Annotated in this window: 14 protein-coding genes; 4 read left to right on the forward strand and 10 right to left on the reverse strand. The window is 66.9% G+C overall.

The features are described 5' to 3' along the window. Window positions 1–100 precede the first annotated feature (100 nt). Entirely contained in the window at window positions 101–688 is a 588-nt protein-coding gene (locus tag K359_RS0121920; RefSeq protein WP_029081245.1) for a TetR/AcrR family transcriptional regulator, read from the reverse strand. A 98-nt stretch (window positions 689–786) separates the two neighbouring features. Between K359_RS0121920 and K359_RS0121925 the strand changes: the two genes are divergently transcribed. Beyond that, the gene (locus tag K359_RS0121925; protein ID WP_029081246.1) at window positions 787–1,152 is read left to right on the forward strand and encodes a hypothetical protein; all 366 of its coding nucleotides are present in this window, start codon (window positions 787–789) and stop codon (window positions 1,150–1,152) included. Between the two features lie 201 nt (window positions 1,153–1,353). Here K359_RS0121925 and K359_RS58945 read toward each other — a convergent pair whose 3' ends face one another. The 4 genes from K359_RS58945 to K359_RS0121950 form a co-directional block, all read right to left on the reverse strand. Then, window positions 1,354–3,627, reverse strand: a complete 2,274-nt coding sequence (locus tag K359_RS58945; protein ID WP_084518472.1) for an OmpA family protein — start codon at window positions 3,625–3,627, stop codon at window positions 1,354–1,356. A gap of 232 nt (window positions 3,628–3,859) precedes the next feature. Next, window positions 3,860–4,093, reverse strand: coding sequence for a hypothetical protein (locus K359_RS64510; RefSeq protein ID WP_084518473.1), 234 nt, complete (start codon window positions 4,091–4,093; stop codon window positions 3,860–3,862). Between the two features lie 111 nt (window positions 4,094–4,204). Continuing rightward, window positions 4,205–4,591 (reverse strand): VOC family protein, encoded by a 387-nt coding sequence (locus K359_RS0121945; RefSeq protein WP_029081250.1) that lies wholly within the window; start codon window positions 4,589–4,591, stop codon window positions 4,205–4,207. 672 nt (window positions 4,592–5,263) lie between these two features. Then, on the reverse strand, window positions 5,264–7,408 hold the full coding sequence (locus K359_RS0121950) for a hybrid sensor histidine kinase/response regulator (RefSeq protein WP_029081251.1): 2,145 nt from the start codon (window positions 7,406–7,408) through the stop codon (window positions 5,264–5,266). A 346-nt stretch (window positions 7,409–7,754) separates the two neighbouring features. On the opposite strand from K359_RS0121950, the gene K359_RS0121955 reads away from it, so the two are divergent. The 3 genes from K359_RS0121955 (at window position 7,755) to K359_RS0121965 (ending at window position 12,765) form a co-directional block, all read left to right on the forward strand. After that, a complete protein-coding gene (locus tag K359_RS0121955) occupies window positions 7,755–8,042 on the forward strand; it encodes a FeoA family protein (RefSeq protein ID WP_029081252.1) in 288 nt (95 codons plus the stop codon). Beyond that, the gene (locus K359_RS0121960; RefSeq protein WP_029081253.1) at window positions 8,039–9,913 is read left to right on the forward strand and encodes a ferrous iron transporter B; all 1,875 of its coding nucleotides are present in this window, start codon (window positions 8,039–8,041) and stop codon (window positions 9,911–9,913) included. The genes K359_RS0121955 and K359_RS0121960 overlap by 4 nt, the downstream gene beginning before the upstream one ends. A gap of 101 nt (window positions 9,914–10,014) precedes the next feature. Continuing rightward, the gene (locus tag K359_RS0121965) at window positions 10,015–12,765 is read left to right on the forward strand and encodes a bifunctional acetate--CoA ligase family protein/GNAT family N-acetyltransferase (RefSeq protein WP_029081254.1); all 2,751 of its coding nucleotides are present in this window, start codon (window positions 10,015–10,017) and stop codon (window positions 12,763–12,765) included. Between the two features lie 28 nt (window positions 12,766–12,793). On the opposite strand, the gene K359_RS0121970 is transcribed toward K359_RS0121965, so the two are convergent. From K359_RS0121970 to K359_RS0121990, 5 genes are all read right to left on the reverse strand, one after another. Next, window positions 12,794–13,579 carry a succinate dehydrogenase iron-sulfur subunit gene (locus K359_RS0121970; RefSeq protein WP_029081255.1) on the reverse strand — a complete coding sequence of 262 codons (786 nt, stop codon included), beginning with the start codon at window positions 13,577–13,579 and terminating at the stop codon, window positions 12,794–12,796. An 18-nt stretch (window positions 13,580–13,597) separates the two neighbouring features. After that, complete coding sequence (sdhA, locus tag K359_RS0121975; protein ID WP_029081256.1) at window positions 13,598–15,436, reverse strand: succinate dehydrogenase flavoprotein subunit; 1,839 nt, start codon at window positions 15,434–15,436, stop codon at window positions 13,598–13,600. Between the two features lie 3 nt (window positions 15,437–15,439). Then, window positions 15,440–15,814 (reverse strand): succinate dehydrogenase, hydrophobic membrane anchor protein, encoded by a 375-nt coding sequence (sdhD, locus tag K359_RS0121980; RefSeq protein ID WP_156928619.1) that lies wholly within the window; start codon window positions 15,812–15,814, stop codon window positions 15,440–15,442. A gap of 14 nt (window positions 15,815–15,828) precedes the next feature. After that, window positions 15,829–16,224, reverse strand: coding sequence for a succinate dehydrogenase, cytochrome b556 subunit (gene sdhC, locus K359_RS0121985; protein WP_029081258.1), 396 nt, complete (start codon window positions 16,222–16,224; stop codon window positions 15,829–15,831). 229 nt (window positions 16,225–16,453) lie between these two features. Continuing rightward, window positions 16,454–17,356 (reverse strand): LysR family transcriptional regulator, encoded by a 903-nt coding sequence (locus tag K359_RS0121990; RefSeq protein WP_245284687.1) that lies wholly within the window; start codon window positions 17,354–17,356, stop codon window positions 16,454–16,456. Window positions 17,357–17,430: the final 74 nt, after the last annotated feature.

Consider the following 17,430-nt stretch of genomic DNA (forward strand, 5'->3'; position numbering starts at 1 on the left):
ACTGTTTCGCAACGCTGGGGCCGCAGCTCACTTCAACAACTCCACCCTGTGGTTATGGGTCCCGGCCTTCGCCGGGACGACGAGGGGGAGAGACGTTGGCTTACTTCACCCTGAGCGCATCGAGCAGCGAGCGAAATGCGCGCGCGTAATCCGTGCCGGTCTTGCCGATGTCGGGACCCGCTGAAACCGCAACCGCGGCTTCCGTCACCGCGCCGAGCAACAGCCGCGCCAACGGCTCGATCGGCTGCTTGGCGATCACGCCGGCGTCCATTGCAGCGGCCAGCGCGCGCGGAAATTTTCCGCCGAAATGCTTGGCGTCGATCTCACGCCAGCGTTCCCAGCCGAGCACGGCCGGGCCATCGCGCAAAATGATCTGGCCGGTCGGGCCCTTCGAGCACGCCGCGAAATAGCCCTGGGTTCCCGCCGCCATCGCCGCGAGCGGGTCGTTCTCGGCGCGCGAGATGCGGTCGAGATCGGAGACGAGGTCGAGCGAGACCTGCTCGAACACCGCCTCGAACACCGCCTCCTTGGTCGCGAAGTGATGATAGACCGCGCCCTTGGCGACGCGGGCCCCGGCGGCGATGTCGTCCATCGTCGCAGCCGCAAAGCCGCGCTCGCCAAAGATGCGCCGCGCCGCCTTGACGATGGCGGCTCTTGTCTTCTCGCGCCGCTCGGCCTGGGTTGCCATGGCGCCTGTCTAGCGCAGGTTCCGTATCGGCGCCAGTTGATTTACCGACTCCCAGTCGATAAATACCGACCATCGGTCGGTAAATGGGAGATGCCGTGATGCCCTCGCTCAAGACGCTGCAAGCCTTCGCTGACACGGTCGAGTCCAACGACCATGTCGGCGCGATCAGGAATTTCTATTCAGCGGACGCCCGCACCCAGGAGAATGACGGCGAATGGCGCGTCGGCCGCGAGGCGCTGGCGGCGCGCGAGGCGGCGGTGCTGGCCGCGGTCGCCGGCGTGAAGACCACGCGGCTCGGTCCGCTGCTCGTCGATGGCGATCATTCGGCGATCTGCTGGCGGTTCGAGTTCACGGCCAAGGACGGCAAGGTCCGCAGCATGGAAGAGGTCGCCTGGCAGACCTGGCGCGGCGAGGAGCTGGTCGAGGAGCGCTTCTTCTACGATCCGCAGCAGATGGCGCGGTGAAGTCACGAGGTCTTGGAAGCGCTCCTACCTCCCCTTGAAAGGGAGGTCGCTTTGCTCGCCAGAGCAAAGCGGGTGGGGATCAGCTCTCTCCGCATACGGCATCGCCTGCGGCTGACCCCCATCCCGACCTTTCAGGGGAAGGAGAAAAACAAAAATGGCCGGGATCGCTCCCGGCCATTTCGTATCGTGATGTCGCCCCGCTCAGCGCGGCGGCGGCGCGGCGGAGGCGGTGCCGCCGTTGAGCAGCGGGGTGATGCGGCGGACGGTGACGCGCCGGTTGATGCGGCTCGGTCCGTCGGTCTGCTCCTTCAGATATTGCGAGCCGTAGCCCTGCGAGGTCAGGTTCTCGGCCGGCACGCCGAACTGCTGCGTCAACAGCTCGGCTGCGGATTGCGCACGGCGGTCGGACAGCGACAGATTGTCGGTGTCGTTGCCGGTCGCGTCCGTATGGCCCTCGATCAGGAACACCTCGCGCGGATTGCGCTGGATGGCACGGTTGAGGCCGTCGGCGATCGCCTGCAGCTTCGCCGCCTGATCCGGGGGAATCTGCCAGGACCCTGAGTCGAAGTTGATGCTGTTGACGTCGATCGACGGCATCAGCATGCGCACGTTCGGACTGTAGCGGATCTCGTCGAGCGAATAGCGCCGCGCGATCCGGTCCACCGGCGGGGCCTCCATGGTGTCGTAGATTACATCAGGTGCCGCGCTGTCGGACTCGACGATGTAGCGATCATAGGGAATGCGCACCACCGGCGGCGGCAGGTCGACATAGAAGCCGCCAACCGCGCGCGGATCGCGATAGGAGTTGTCGATGATGACGAGCTCGCGGCCGCCTGCATCCCTGCGGATCCGGCGCAGCATCTGCCCGTCGGGACCGACCACCGTGATGATCTCGGTGCCGTCGGGACGAACCACGATGGTGCGGGTCTCGCCGCCGATCGTCTCGGTGCGAATGTCGCGCGCGCCATAGCGGAAGCGATAGTTATCGTCGCCCCGGACATAGGCCTGTCCGCCCGGATCGCGAATGATGATCCGGTCCGGCTCGGTGTAGATGGTGCGGCCGCCTTCGACGACTTCCTGCCGCTGGCCGCGCAGGTCGGCGATGCTCCCGCCGATGATGGCGCCGGCCACCACGCCGACACCGACCGCGGCGCCGATCGCGAGCGGCGTGAGGTTGTCATGGCGTGGCGGCGGTGGCAGCGGTGCTGAAACCGTCGGCGCGGTCCGGAAGGCCGAGGAAACCGTCGGTGGGGCGTATTGCGCCTGGCCGGGCGGCGGGGTTGCGGCTGCCGAGCCGGGGACGACACCCGGCGCCGAGGGGCCGGCTGGACGCGCCGATGGCGCGCCCATGGCGGCTCCCGCGGCGGGCGGCAGTGCGGGCGCAGCGCCGGCTGCCGGCGGAGGTGTGCCCGGGCGTCCCGGCTGACCCGGAGCCGGTGCAGCGCCAGGAACTGCTCCAGGAGCAGCGCCAGGTGCGCCCATTGCGGCGCCTGGAGTCGCCGGCGTTCCGGGCGGTGTGGCCGGACGTCCCTGCTGACCTGGCGCCGCTGGCGTTGGCGTTGCGCCGGGCGCGCCCATTGCCGCGCCTGGGGTCGCCGGTGTTCCGGGCGGTGTAGCCGGACGTCCCTGCTGACCCGGCGTCGGGGTCGCACCGGGTGTTGCGGCGGGCGGTGCGCCCGGTCGTGCCGGCGGCTGTCCCGCTGCGGGAGGCGTCGTCGCCGAAGGCGCGGGCGTTGCTGGAGATGTCGCGGCGGGCGGCGTGCCCGGAGGTTGCCTGGTGCCACCCGGACGTTCACCACCCGGACGATCACCAGGCCGGCGTTCGGCGGGAGCCGTTGTCGGAGCTGTCGGCGTTGCAGGCGCAGGCGTTGCTGCTGTCGGAGGCGGCGGCGTGCCGGGACGTGCTGCGGGAGCTGCGCCCGGTGCAGGCGTCGGCGGCGTATGCGCAGCCGGGGGTGGAGGTGGCGGAGGCGTCGCCGGACGTTGCGGTGCTGCGGCAGGCGGCGGAGGGGGCGGGGTCGGCTTCGCCGGGGCAGCCGCGGGCGGCTCCGGCCGCGTGGGCGCGGCGGGCGGTGCGGGGCGAGCGGGAGCTGCCGCGGGCGGCGGAGGCGGCGTCGGGCGCGCAGGTGCAGCGGCGGGCGGAGGTGGCGGCGTCGGGTGTGCCGGAGCAGCAGCCGGTGGCGGCGGTGGCGGGGTCGGCTTCGCGGGCGCCGCGGCCGGCGGCGGCGCGGGACGCGCAGGCGGTGCGGCGGCCGGAGGTGGTGCCTGCGGATGCGGCGCGGCTGCGGGCGGTGCCGGATGTGCGGGAGCACCCGGCGCGGGCCGTGGCTTCGGCTTTCCGTCAGGTCCGGTTTCTTCCTTTGGCTGCGCCTGTGCGACGACCAGCGGCGAGGTTTGGGCGTGCGACGCTGAGGTGGCGAATTGCATCACCGTCAGCGCAGTCGTGGCAAGCAGCACGAGACGAAGCTTTGTCATGGTCTTGGAGTCCCCGGGCGGAAAGTTCTGGGCAGGAAAGAAAACAGTGAGCCGAACAATTCGGCAGGACGATGAACGGCCAGCCGTTAGGCCGGATTGTGGCGAGCCACGAATCATCGGCGAAGTTTATTTCGACATTATAACGGGTTGCATGCGCGCTTGTTCACTGCGCATTCAGAAGAAACGCTCGGACATAGTTGCAACTGATGTGGAACTGAGGCGCGGGGGTGATTCACCCCGCGGCGAGTCGATCTGTCGCAGGTGGTGGACCGGATGGTCCCGGCGGTCCACGCACCGGTAATTCGTCGGGCGTGTTGCCGGGCAACTCGTCCGGTCGCGGCGGCTCACCGGGTTCGCGCACCGGCGCTGGAATCTCAGGCTGCGGATTTCCCGGCGGAATGCCCGGCGGCGGTTCGCTCGGCGTGCCTGGCGTTGATGGTGGGATCTCGGGAGGCTCGATCGGCATCACATCGAGACCTTGCCGTTGTCGCCGACGTAGGGTCGCGACGTGTTCATTGATCGCTCCATCGAAATTCGAAGCGATAGCGGATCGCGCGCCGCGGCGTTCCTATGCGCCTCATCCGGGCGTGTGGCAGACCGCCTCGATATTGTGGCCGTCGGGATCGAGCACGAACGCGCCGTCATAGTTCGGGTGATAATGCGCGCGGATGCCGGGCGCACCGTTGTCGCGGCCGCCGGCTGCCATCGCGGCCTTGTAGAAAGCATCGACGGTGGCACGGTCCTTGGCCACAATCGCGATATGCACCGGCCTGTTCATCGCGCCTTCGCCGCCGATCCAGAAGTCCGGCTTGCCGTTGGCGCCGAACCCCGCCGCAGGCGCGTGCCCGGTCACTTCCGCCGGCACTTCCATGATCAGGCCGTAGCCGAGCGGCGCCAGCGCCGTCTGGTAGAACGCCTTCGCGCGCTGATAGTCGGAGACCGAAAAGCCGATATGGCCGATCATCGCAAGCCTTCCTTGTTGTGTCGCATCTGCATCCGCGTTCTCGCTTCACCTCCCCTTGGAAAGGGGAGGTCGCTTTGCTCGCGAGAGCAAAGCGGGTGGGGATCTGCTCTCTCCGCAGACAGCGTCGTCTGCGGCTGCCCCCATCCCGACCTTCGCCCTTTCAGGGGGAAGGGGAAGACAAGCCCGTCGTCCAGAGCGGAGGACCACATATCAATCCCGTGCGAGCCATCGCGTTGCTCCGCGTCCGGCCCTGCCCGACGTAACCACGCGCGCGCATCTCCGCAATGCGGTCGCGCCAACGACCGCCGGCACTTCCGTGTCGCTCACTGATTTGCCGACTGGCAACTCAGCAAAAACCCGTCAAGCCCCTGCGCCCTCTGTGAAGTGAGAGGGCGAAACGAAGAGCGAGCCTCGGACAAATCATGTCGCGAGAATGCAACGCTGCGCCCCCATCCACACCTGTCATCGCCCGGCTCGACCGGGCGATCCAGTACGCCGCGGCTTCTCGGCTCAAGCATCGGCGCCTCTGGAATACTGGATCGACCGGTCCCGTCTACGCCAAGGCTTCGACGAGGCCACAAATCCCAGGCACGCCGAAGCTTTAGCGAAGGCGGCAAGCCGGGCGGCGACACCGATTCTGTGGCAGCGGATTCGAGAACCTATCGCACAGCCTCACGACGCCGGCGCCTGGTCGCGCCGCAGCCGGCGCGAGCGCGCGGCCTTGTGCAGCACGCGCGCGAGTTGCTCGGCCGAATAGGGCTTCTGCAGCAGCTCGAAGCCGCCGCTGCCCTGCTGCGACAGCACCTGGCTGTAGCCGGAGGCGAGCACGATCGGCAGGTCGAGCCCCTGCCGGCGGATCTCCCCCGCAAGCTCGATGCCGCTCATGCCGGGCATCACGACGTCGGTGAATACGAGGTCGAACCTGTCGGGGTCGACGGCAAGCTCTTCCAAGGCGTGGGTGGCGTTCTCCACCAGCACGCAGGTGCAGCCAAGCTGGGTCAGCGTGTCGGCGGCGAACTTTCCGACCTCCACATTGTCCTCGACGATCAAGACCGACGCCGCGGTTCGATCGACCGAAGGCGCATCCTCGGTGCGCACCGATTGCGCGCGGTGTTCGCCGACGACGCGCGGCAGATACAGCGTGAATGTCGAGCCCTTGCCGACGTCGCTGGTGACGGTCACCTCGCCGCCGGATTGCTTGGCAAAGCCGAACACCTGCGACAGGCCGAGGCCAGTGCCCTGGCCGATTTCCTTGGTGGTGTAAAACGGCTCGAAGATGCGGCCGAACAGATCCTGCGGAATGCCGACGCCGGTGTCGGCCACCGACACCGCGACGTGGCCGTGAGGGCTCGGCGGGTTCGCTGCTCCGGACGGCAGGCTGTTGACCGGGCGGACCGCGATCGTAAGCCGGCCGACGCCGTCCATGGCGTCGCGCGCGTTGACCGCCATGTTGATGATCGCGGTCTCGAACTGGCCGGCGTCGGCGTTGACCAGACAGGTTTCGTCCGGCACCTGCGCTGTGATCTCGATGCGCGAGCCGATCAGGGTCGCGATCATCTCGCTCAGGGTCCGCACATTCTGGCTGGCGTCGAACACCTCGGGCTTGAGGGTTTGCCGGCGCGCGAACGCGAGTAGCTGGTTGGTCAGCTTGGCGGCGCGGTTCACGGTGTTGGAGATCGCGTCGATGTAGCGCTGCCGCCGCGGCTCCGGCAGGTCCGGCCGCCGCAACATGTCGACCGAGGCGCGGATCACGGTCAGCAGATTGTTGAAATCGTGCGCGACGCCGCCGGTGAGTTGGCCGAGCGCCTCCAGCCGCTGGCCATGACGCAGCGCGTCCTCGGCCTCGATCCGCCGGTTGGCCTCCTCCTGCAGGCGCTGGGTGCGCCGGAAGGCGAGCGCGAGCAGGCCGAACAGCAGCGCGGTGGCCGGGATCCCGAAGATCAGGTGCTGGGCCATGGTCGACATCCAGCGCGACTTGATCGCCGAGGTTTCGAGGCCGGCGCTGACATAGATCGGGTATTCGGCCAGCCGCTGATAGCGCATGCGCCGTTCGACGCCGTCGGCCGGGGACTGGATCGTCATGGCGCCGGCCTCGGGATTGGCGACGATCTGCCGCCCGAGCGGCCCGCCCGGCTCGAACCTGACGTTGCGGTCGACGACGGGGAAGTGCGCCAGCACCGCACCGTCGGTCCGGATCAGCGCCAGGAAGCTGCCGGGCTCGCGGCCGATCCGCGCGTAGAAATTGACGAAATATTCCGGAAGCACGGAGGCCTGGATCACGCCGGCAAAGCTGCCGTCCTCGTTGTTGCGGCGCCGGCCGACGCTGAAGAACCGCGACCCCAGATAGGGCGGCCGAGGCGTCAGCACCTCGCCGATATAGGTGCCGATGTCGCCCGGGGCATGGATCCGGAAGTATTCCCGGTCCGAGAAATCGATGTCGGGGGCCGGCTGCACCAGGCTGTTGACCAGGGCGCGGCCGTTGGCATCGAACACCCAGATCGACTTCACCTGGGGAAGCGCCTCGGCGACCTTGCGCAGTCGCTGGTGCAGGCTCTTGTCGCGCGCGACGATGTCGCCATCGCCCATGCCGCGGATGACCTCGGTGACCTCGGCCAGGCTGCGGTCGATGGTCTCGAACACCTTGAGCGCGTGCTCATGGGCGACATCAAGCGTGCGCTGGATTTCCTGGTCGGCGGCCTCGTTGATCGAGATCCAGGACATCGCGGAGGCGAACGCAAACAGCGCCAGCGGAAGGGCTAGCGCGGCGGCCATCATCCATCGCAGCAGTCTCAGCGAATTGCGTTGTGCAGTCGGCACGGGCGCTCCGGCTCCTTGCGGACCTTAACGCAAACCGTTGCGCCGGAGGAAGCGAAACCCCGCCTTGAGGTGTGGCCTTGGGATGTGGCGCCGGGGCGCTTTCGCCGTGGCGCGGCCGCTCAAGGGCAGCGCAGGCCGAGGCGGATCGATCAAGCGGACGCCGGCTTGCGCTCGGGGCCGCGCCGGGCCGATGCCGCCCGGTGACATCACGGACCCGTTAGCGCCTCGTCGGCGGTCAAGCGGAAAATCGACCCGGATGACGCTTCCCGACGCTGTTTTTAGGAGTTCTAAAACCTCTCACGGGCAAACGCTTGACCCTGTGACTACCTGCTGAAACACAGGCCGCATGACAGGCGATCCAAACAGCTCCCAGGATAATCTTCAGGACATCCGGCTCGGACATGCGGATCGCGGTTTTGTCGGAAAGATCATCAGGCTCGATGCGCTCGTGACGGGCTCATCGCTGTCTCCGCAGGAGCTGGAGCAGCGCCTGGTCGAGATGGGTTTTGTCGAGGGCGCACGCGTGGAAATCCTGCATGAGGGCACGATCCGACGGGATCCGATCGCAGTGCGCGTCGACAACATCACGATTGCGCTGCGCCGGAGCGAAGCCATGGCTGTGATCGTCGAATGACCGCTGCATCCCTGCGTCTGGCGCTGGTCGGTGCCCCGAACACCGGCAAGACCTCGCTGTTCAACCGGTTGACCGGCAGCAGCCAGAAGGTCGCCAATTATCCCGGCGTCACCGTCGAGCGCAAATCCGGCGGCTTCGTCACGCCAGAGGGCCGCAGCGTGACCGTGCTGGACCTGCCCGGCACCTATTCGCTGCGCGGCCGCAGCCCGGACGAGGAAATCACCCGCGACATCGTGCTCGGCCGCTTCGACGGCGAGGCGGTGCCCGATCTCGTGCTCTGCGTCGCTGACGCCACCAACCTGCGGCTGACCTTGCGGCTCGTGCTCGAGCTGAAGCGTGTTGGCCGGCCGATGATGCTCGTGCTCAACATGATCGACATCGCGAAGCGCCGCGGCGTGACGATCGACATCGATCGCATGTCGCAGGAGCTGGGCTTGCCGATCGTGACCTCGGTCGCGGTGCGCAAGGGCGGCGTCGACGAGCTCTTGAAGCGGACCGACGAATTCCTGGCCCGGTCGCATGAAGCGGCGGCCAGCGAGTGGACCACGCCGACCATCGCCGATCTCAAGGCGGCGCAGCGCGAGGCGGACCGCATCATTGCATCAGCCGTGACGCTGCCGGCCAAGCCCGACACGCTGACGACGCGGATCGATTCCGTCGTGCTGCATCCGGTCTGGGGTCTCGTGATCCTGGCCGTGATCCTGTTCGTGATGTTCCAGGCGGTGTTCACCTGGGCGCAGCCGGCGATGGAATTGCTGTCGGACAGTTTTGCCGCGCTCGGGCAATTGATTCACGGCGTGCTGCCGGAAAGCTGGGGCCTGTTGCAGAGCTTCCTGCAGAACGGCGTGATCTCCGGCGTCGGCAGCGTGATCGTGTTCCTGCCGCAGATCATCATCATCTTCCTGTTCATCCTGCTCTTGGAAGATTTCGGCTACATGGCGCGCGCCGCGTTCCTGATGGACCGCATCATGGGCGGCGCCGGGTTGCACGGCCGCGCCTTCATTCCGCTGCTGTCGAGCTTTGCCTGCGCGATTCCCGGCATCATGGCGACGCGGGTGATCGACAACAGGCGCGACCGCCTGACCACGATCCTGATCGCGCCGCTGATGACCTGCTCGGCGCGGATTCCGGTCTACACGCTGATCATTTCCGCCTTCGTTCCGTCGACCACGGTGTGGGGTTTCGTCAATCTGCAGGGGCTCGTGATGTTCGGCCTCTATGCCGCCGGCATCACCAGCGCGCTGACGGTCTCGGCGATCGCAAAGTTCTTGATGTGGCGCGACCATGCGCCGGCGCCGTTCATGCTGGAATTGCCCGACTACAAGGTGCCGCGGCTGCGCAGCATCGCGATCGGCGTGTTCACCCGTGCCAAGATGTTCCTGTACCGCGCCGGCACCACGATTCTCTCGATGATGGTGCTGATCTGGTTCCTGGCGTCGTTCCCGCAGGCGCCGGCCGGCGCCGAGGGGCCGGCGATCAACTACAGCTTTGCGGCGATGATCGGCCATGCGCTCGAGCCGCTGCTGCGGCCGATCGGCTTCAACTGGCAGATCGCGGTGGCGCTGATCCCGGGCATGGCGGCGCGCGAGGTCGCGGTTGCGGCGCTCGGCACCGTCTATTCGATCGAGGGCGGCAAGGAGGCGGCGGACCAGATCGGCCAGGTGCTGGCGCAGAAATGGACGCTGGCGACTGCACTGTCGCTGCTGGTCTGGTACATCTTCGCCCCGCAATGCGCCTCGACGCTGGCGGTGATCCGCCGCGAGACCGGCAGCGCGAAGTGGATGGTGGTGACATTCGTGTACATGCTCGCGCTGGCCTATGTCGCGAGCTTCCTGACCTTCAACCTGGCGCAGGCGCTGGGTCTGCACTAACGGGCCTGTCCGGCTCAATGGGTGCAACTGGCCGAATGACGAAGTAGAGTTCATTCGCGGGCGCGTTACGGGCGTCCGCTGGTTCCCTGCGAGACCACGCAATGTCGACGTTCGGCCTGGAGCGGGTATTTTCGCCGCGAAGCATCGCGATCGTCGGCGGCAGCCCGCGACCGTCGTCGCTCGGCGCGGCGGTGCTGCGAAACGTCAAAGCGAGCGGCTTCACCGGCCGCGTCGGGGTGGTCAATCGGCAGTATGCCGATGTCGACGGCGAGCCGACCGTTCCGGACCTGAAGTCGCTGCCGTTCGTACCAGACCTCGTCGTCATCAGTGCGCCGGCGGCCGCGGTCCCCGAGATCGTGGCGGAGGCTGGGCTGGCCGGCGTCGCCGGTTCGGCGATCCTGTCGGCGGGTCTCGGCCACGGCGCGGGCTCGCTCGCGGAGACCGCGGAGCAGACGGCGCGTCGACATGGCATGCGCCTGATCGGGCCCAATTGCATGGGCGTCATGGTGCCGCATGCGAAGCTCAATGCGAGCTTCGCCGCGCATCAGCCGTCCGACGGGCACGTCGCTCTGATCTCGCAGTCCGGCGCGGTCGCGGCGGCGATGATCGAGTGGGCGGCGGAGCGGCGGCTCGGCTTCTCCGGCATCGCCTCGATCGGCGACCAGCTCGATGTCGACGTCGCCGACCTGCTCGACTACTTCGCGCTCGACGATCATACCAGCGCGATCCTGATCTACCTCGAGGCCATCAAGGATGCGCGCAAGTTCATGTCGGCGGCGCGCGCCGCGGCGCGGTTGAGGCCGGTCATCGTCGTCAAGTCGGGACGGATGGCGCCGGGCGCGAAGGCCGCCGCGACCCACACCGGCGCGCTGGCCGGCTCGGACGCGATCTATGACGCCGCGTTCCGCCGCGCCGGAATGCTGCGGGTCTACGACCTTCGCCAGCTGTTCGATTGTGCCGAGCTGCTCGGCCGCGGCTTCGTCCCGCGCGGCAACCGGCTCGCGATCCTGACCAATGGCGGCGGGCTCGGCATCCTCGCGACCGACCGCTTGGCCGAGCTCGGCGGTGTTCCCGCGACATTGACGGCGGAGACGATTGCGCGGCTCGACAAGGAGTTGCCGCCGGGCTGGTCGTGCGCCAATCCCGTCGACATCGCGGGCGATGCCGATGCCGCCCGCTACGTGGTGGCGCTCAATGCGCTGCTCGATGACGCCAACAGCGATGCGGTGCTGGTCGCGAATGTGGAAATGGCGGTGGCGCCGGCCGAGGGGATTGCCGAGGCCGTGGCGCAATGCGTTCGCGATCGCAGGTCGAAGCGGAGTGCAGTGGCAGCACTGGTGCTCGCGGCGTGGGTCGGCGCCGACGAGCGCACCGGCGCGATCTTCGAGGCGGCGAGGATTCCGCATTTCCCGACCGAGGACGATGCGGTGCGCGCCTTCATGTATCTGGTGCGCTATCGCGAGGCCTCTACCGCGCTCGCCGCGATCCCGCCGGGTATCGCATCGGTGTTCATGCCGGAGACCGTCGCGGCGCGGCATGTGGTCGTGAAAGCATTGTCGGAGGGGCGCGCCTGGCTCGATCCGCCCGAGATCGTCGCCCTGTTCGAGGCCTACGATATCCCGATCGTGACGACCATCGTCGCCGAGAGTGCCGAGGATGCCGCCGAGAAGGCGGCGCCGTTCCTCGCCGAGGGGCGCGCGATCGTGGTCAGGGTGTTCTCGCGCGACATTCGCCACGCCTCCGACGTCGGTGGGATCATCCTCGATCTGCGCACCAGGGACAGCGTCGTCGAGGCCGCCAGAACCGTGATGGAGCGCGCACGAAGCGCGCGGCCCGGCGCGAAGCTGCAGGGCGTGACGATCCAGCCGATGATCGTGCGACGCGCGGCGCGCGAACTGATCCTCGGCATCGCCGACGACCCGACCTTCGGTCCGGTGATCGTGTTCGGTCGCGGCGGCCCCGCGGTTGAGGTGATCAACGATAAGGCGCTGGCACTGCCGCCGCTCGACATGAATCTGGCGCGTGAGCTGGTCGGGCGCACCCGCGTGTCGCGGCTGCTTGGCGGCTATCGCGATGTGCCGGCCGTCCCAATCGATGTGGTGCCGCTTACCCTTGTCAAGCTGGCGCAGATGGCGGCCGACATTCCCGAGGTCGCCGAGCTCGATATCAATCCGATGCTGGCGGACGAGAGCGGCGTGCTGGCGCTCGATGCGCGGGTGGCGATCCGCAAGCCGGCGCGGCTGTTTGCCGGCCAGACACGGCTCGCGGTGCGGCCGTATCCGTCGCAATGGGAGGGCGAGCTCGCGTTACGCGACGGCTCGCGCGTCACGGTGCGCCCGATGCGGCCGGAGGACGAGCCGATGGTCGGCGAGTTCTTCAAGCGCGTGACGGCCGAAGATCTCCGGCTGCGCTTCTTCCATGCGATGAAGGAATTCTCGCACGCGTTCATCGCGCGCCTGACCCAGCTCGATTATGCGCGCGCGATGGCCTTCGTGGCGCTGGACCCGAACACCGGCGAGATGATGGGCGCGGTCCGGCTGCATTCGGACTCGCTGTACCAGAACGCCGAATATGCGATCCTGCTGCAGTCCGATCTCAAGGGCAAAGGGCTAGGCTGGGCGCTGATGCAGCTGCTGATCCACTACGCGAAGTCGGAGGGATTGAAGCGGCTGTCCGGCCAGGTGCTGACCGAGAACACCACGATGATCGGGATGTGCCGCGATCTCGGCTTCACCGTCACGATGGATCCGGACGATCACAGCATCGTCGACGTCGTGCTCGATCTCGATCGGCCTGGCGTCGATGCCGTCGGCGCCGACATCCTGATCCGGCCTGCTGCGGGCGGCCGCTGATAACAGCGCCGGCCGCGGGCGTGTCGGATCAGATCTGGCGTTCGACCAGCTTGAACTTGAGCTCGGCGATCGCTTCCGAAGGATTGAGGCCCTTCGGGCACGCCTTGGCGCAGTTCATGATGGTGTGGCAGCGATAGAGGCGGAACGGATCCTCGAGATTGTCGAGCCGTTCGCCGGTCGCTTCGTCGCGGGAATCGGTGACCCAGCGGGTCGCCTGCAGCAGCGCGGCGGGACCGAGGAAGCGTTCGCTGTTCCACCAGTAGCTCGGGCAGGAGGTCGAGCAGCAGGCGCACAGGATGCACTCGTAAAGGCCGTCGAGCTTCTCTCGGTCCTCGTGGCTCTGCCTCCACTCCTTCTGCGGCGTCGGCGTCGTGGTCTTCAGCCACGGCTCGATCGAGGCATACTGGGCGTAGAAATTGGTGAGGTCGGGAACGAGGTCCTTCACCACCGGCTGGTGCGGCAGCGGATTGACCTTGACCGCGCCGCCAGCGCCGACGTCGTGCATCGACTTGGTGCAGGCCAGCGTGTTCTGGCCGTCGATGTTCATTGCGCAGGAGCCGCAGACGCCTTCGCGGCAGGAGCGGCGGAAGGTCAGCGTCGGGTCGATGTGGTTCTTGATCCAGATCAGACCGTCCAGCACCATCGGGCCGCAATCATGGGTGTCGACATGGTAAGTGTCGACACTCGGATTCTTGCCGTCGTCCGGGTTCCAGCGGTAGACGCGGAATTCGCGCGTCTCGGTGGCGCCGGCCGGCTTCGGCCAGGTCTTGCCGCCGGAAATCTTCGAATTCTTCGGAAGTGCGAATTCAACCATGCTTGCTCGCCTTCGTTCTCAGTAGACCCGCGCCTTCGGCGGGATGTACTGCACGTCGTTGGTCATCGTGTAGTCGTGGACGGGACGATAATCGATCGCCGTCTTGCCGGCCGGATCGATCCAGGTCAGCGTGTGCTTCATCCAGTTCTTGTCGTCGCGCGCGGAGAAATCCTCGCGGGCATGCGCGCCGCGGCTCTCGGTGCGGTTGGCCGCCGAATCCATCGTCACGATTGCCTGCACGATCAGATTGTCGAATTCCAGCGTCTCGATCAGGTCGGAATTCCACACCAGCGAGCGGTCCGAAACCGAGATGTCGCCGACGCCGCCATAGACCTTGTGGATCAGGTTCTGGCCTTCCTGCAGCACGTCGCCGGTACGGAACACCGCGCAATTGTTCTGCATCACATGCTGCATGCTGTCGCGCAGCTTCGCGGTCGGCGTGCCGCCGGAGGCGTGACGGAAGTGGTCGAGCCGGCCGAGCGCGAGGTCGGACGAATCCTTCGGCAGCTCCGGCTGCTTGGCGTTCGCCGTCAGCTTGTCGGCAAGACGCAGTGCGGCGGCGCGGCCGAATACGACAAGGTCGATCAGCGAGTTGGAGCCGAGGCGGTTGGCGCCATGCACCGAAACGCAGGCGGCTTCACCGATCGCCATCAGGCCCGGCACCACCGAATTGTCGTCGCCGTTGCGCTTGGTCAGCACCTCGGCGTGATAGTTCGTGGCAATGCCGCCCATGTTGTAGTGCACGGTCGGCACGATCGGAATCGGCTCGCGGGTGACGTCGACATTGGCGAAGATCTTCGCCGATTCGGAGATGCCCGGCAGCCGCTCATGCAGCACCTTCGGATCGAGGTGATCGAGGTGCAGGAAGATGTGATCCTTCTTCTTGCCGACGCCGCGGCCTTCGCGGATCTCGATCGTCATCGCGCGCGAGACGACGTCGCGCGAGGCGAGGTCCTTGGCCGACGGCGCGTAGCGCTCCATGAAGCGCTCGCCTTCGGAGTTGACGAGATAGCCGCCTTCGCCGCGGGCGCCCTCGGTGACGAGGCAACCCGAGCCGTAGATGCCGGTCGGATGGAACTGGACGAACTCCATGTCCTGCAGCGGCAAGCCGGCACGCAGCACCATGCCGCCGCCGTCGCCGGTGCAGGTGTGCGCCGAGGTGCAGGAGGCATAGGCGCGGCCATAGCCGCCGGTCGCCAGGATCGTCGTCTGGGCGCGGAAGCGATGCAGCGTGCCGTCGTCGAGCTTGAGCGCGATCACGCCGCGGCAGACGCCCTGGTCGTCCATGATCAGGTCGATGGCGAAGAATTCGATGAAGAACTCGGCCGAGTGACGCAGCGACTGGCCGTACATCGTGTGCAGCATGGCGTGGCCGGTGCGGTCGGCAGCGGCGCAGGTGCGCTGCGCCTGGCCCTTGCCGAAATCGATGGTCATGCCGCCGAACGGGCGCTGATAGATCTTGCCCTCCTCGGTGCGCGAGAACGGAACGCCCCAATGCTCGAGCTCGTAGACCGCGTCGGGCGCGTTGCGCACCATGTATTCGATCGCGTCCTGGTCGCCGAGCCAGTCCGACCCCTTCACGGTGTCGTACATGTGCCAGCGCCAGTCGTCCTGGTGCATGTTGCCGAGCGAGGCCGAGATGCCGCCCTGCGCCGCAACCGTGTGCGAGCGGGTCGGGAACACCTTGGTGATGCAGGCGGTGCGCAGGCCCGCTTCCGAGCAGCCGACCACGGCGCGCAGGCCCGCGCCGCCGGCGCCGACCACGACGACGTCGTAGGTGTGGTCCTGGATCGGGTAGGCCTTGCCGTTCGTGGCCGGGCCACCGTTGGTGGCCTTGCCGTTTCCTTCACCGGCCATGGGTTATACTCCCGACGACAATTTGAGGATTGCGTAGATCGAGGCCAATGCGACCGCGACGCAGAAGAAGTTGTTCGCCATCACGCTGGCGATCTTCAGCTTCTCGTTGTGGATGTAGTCTTCGATCACGACCTGCATGCCGATCTTCATGTGCCAGGTGCTGGCGATGATGAAGAGCAGCAGGATGATGGCGATCGGGATCGAGCCGAGGATCTGCGCCGCGCCGGCATGATTGCGGCCGGTCAGCATGATCACGACCACGATCACGGGAAAGATCAGCAGCGTCATCGCAACTGCGGTGAGGCGCTGGCGCCAGAAGTCGCCGGTGCCGGTATGCGCGGACCCGAGACCGCGGACGCGCTCCAGCGGCGTGCGCATCGAGGAACGGCCGCTCATCGTCCACCTCCGATGGCGTAGGCAGTCCAGATCAGGACGGTCAGCGCGACGCCGGCAACCACAGCTCCCCAGGTCAGCGCTTCGCGCTCATTGGCCTTGAAGCCGTAGCCGAGATCCCAGACGAAATGCCGGATGCCGCTGCACAGATGGTGCATCAGCGCCCATGTGTAGCCGAACACGATCAGCTTGCCGATCACACTGCCGGTGAAGGCCTGGACATTGGCATAGGCGGAGGGGCCGGAGGCGGCTGCGATCAGCCACCAGGCGAGCAGCAGGGTGCCGAAATAGAGGGCCAGACCTGTGGCACGGTGGACGATGGACAGCGCCATCGTCAGCGTCCACCGGTAGGTCTGCAAATGGGGTGAAAGCGGTCGTTCGATCCTGGCGGTCATCGGCGGGCTTTATGGTGTGAGGGACCGCGGCCGGCCCATCGGGGAACGCGGTAGAGGAGTTCTATTTACGGAGTCGGATCAGCCCGCGCAACGGCCAAATAGCCTTCGGTCGAACCGAAGTTCATTGTTAGACTTGCCGAATTCTGGTTGATCCGCAGTGTGGTATACCAGATGCAAGGCCTGATGAACCAAGAAGTGAATCATAATATCTGCGTGCGGCGGGAGACCATTAGCTGCGCGCTGACGGGCTCCGGAACGCGTCGATTTTGCCCCACTGTTCCACCAGATAATCGACGAATGCCCTGATCTTAGGCGATGCCAGGCGCGACGGCTGAAGCATCAGATGCAGCGGCGTCGGCGCCGGCTCATGGTCGATCAGCAGCCGTTGCAAGCGGCCGCTCGCGAGATCGGATTGCACCTGCCACGACGGCACGCGGACGATGCCCGCACCATCCCGCGCTGCACCAACCAGCGCGTCGAGGCTATTCATCCAGAGCCGACCGGATATGCGGAATTTGCGACCCGTCTTCGAGCCGTCGGCAAAGCGCCACTCCGCGCTTCCAGGCGAATCGGAAAACACCAGGCAGTCATGCGCCGAAAGATCGCCTGGCGTCCGCGGTTCGCCGCGCCGCGCGAGATACTCAGGCGATGCGCACACGATCATCTGGAGATCGGTGAGCTTGCGCGCGACCAGCTGCGAGTCGCGCAAGCGGCCGATGCGAACAGCCAGATGGATGTCCTCGTCGACCATATCGACGGCGCGGTCGATCAACAGCAGGTCGACGGCAACAGCGGGATAACGGCGCAGAAACTCGTTCAGCAGCGGCGCGATCACGAGCCGCCCGATCAGGCTCGGTGAGCTGATCCGAATCCGACCTGATGGCTGGTGCGGGTCGCGCGCCAGCGTCGCCTCGATCTCCCTGACTTCGCCGAGAATCGATTTCGCGCGCTCGTAGAGGATGCGACCGTCGTCGGTGAGTGCGAGCTGGCGGGTGGTGCGCAGCAGCAGGCGGGTGCCGAAATGCTCCTCCAGGGCGCTGATCTGCCGGCTCACCGCGGTCAGCGAGCTCGGCAGCGAGCGCGCCGCCGCCGACAGGCTGCCGGTATCGACCGCACGGACAAAGGCCGCCATCGCGGCAAGCTGGTCCAAGCCCGATCCTTCCGCACTTCGCAAGAGAGCCTGCTCATCCGGAGCAATACTCCCGC

The organism is Bradyrhizobium sp. th-b2 (genome assembly GCF_000426785.1).
GTDB lineage: Bacteria > Pseudomonadota > Alphaproteobacteria > Rhizobiales > Xanthobacteraceae > Bradyrhizobium > Bradyrhizobium septentrionale.

Excerpts from the sequence above, each read along its gene's own strand:
- K359_RS0121920 (WP_029081245.1), bottom strand. The coding sequence starts at position 688 with ATGGCAACCCAGGCCGAGCGGCGCGAGAAGACAAGAGCCGCCATCGTC.
- K359_RS0121925 (WP_029081246.1), top strand. The coding sequence starts at position 787 with ATGCCCTCGCTCAAGACGCTGCAAGCCTTCGCTGACACGGTCGAGTCC.
- K359_RS58945 (WP_084518472.1), bottom strand. The coding sequence starts at position 3,627 with ATGACAAAGCTTCGTCTCGTGCTGCTTGCCACGACTGCGCTGACGGTG.
- K359_RS64510 (WP_084518473.1), bottom strand. The coding sequence starts at position 4,093 with ATGCCGATCGAGCCTCCCGAGATCCCACCATCAACGCCAGGCACGCCG.
- K359_RS0121945 (WP_029081250.1), bottom strand. The coding sequence starts at position 4,591 with ATGATCGGCCATATCGGCTTTTCGGTCTCCGACTATCAGCGCGCGAAG.
- K359_RS0121955 (WP_029081252.1), top strand. The coding sequence starts at position 7,755 with ATGACAGGCGATCCAAACAGCTCCCAGGATAATCTTCAGGACATCCGG.
- K359_RS0121960 (WP_029081253.1), top strand. The coding sequence starts at position 8,039 with ATGACCGCTGCATCCCTGCGTCTGGCGCTGGTCGGTGCCCCGAACACC.
- K359_RS0121965 (WP_029081254.1), top strand. The coding sequence starts at position 10,015 with ATGTCGACGTTCGGCCTGGAGCGGGTATTTTCGCCGCGAAGCATCGCG.
- K359_RS0121970 (WP_029081255.1), bottom strand. The coding sequence starts at position 13,579 with ATGGTTGAATTCGCACTTCCGAAGAATTCGAAGATTTCCGGCGGCAAG.
- sdhA (WP_029081256.1), bottom strand. The coding sequence starts at position 15,436 with ATGGCCGGTGAAGGAAACGGCAAGGCCACCAACGGTGGCCCGGCCACG.
- sdhD (WP_156928619.1), bottom strand. The coding sequence starts at position 15,814 with ATGCGCACGCCGCTGGAGCGCGTCCGCGGTCTCGGGTCCGCGCATACC.
- sdhC (WP_029081258.1), bottom strand. The coding sequence starts at position 16,224 with ATGACCGCCAGGATCGAACGACCGCTTTCACCCCATTTGCAGACCTAC.
- K359_RS0121990 (WP_245284687.1), bottom strand. The coding sequence starts at position 17,356 with ATGGCGGCCTTTGTCCGTGCGGTCGATACCGGCAGCCTGTCGGCGGCG.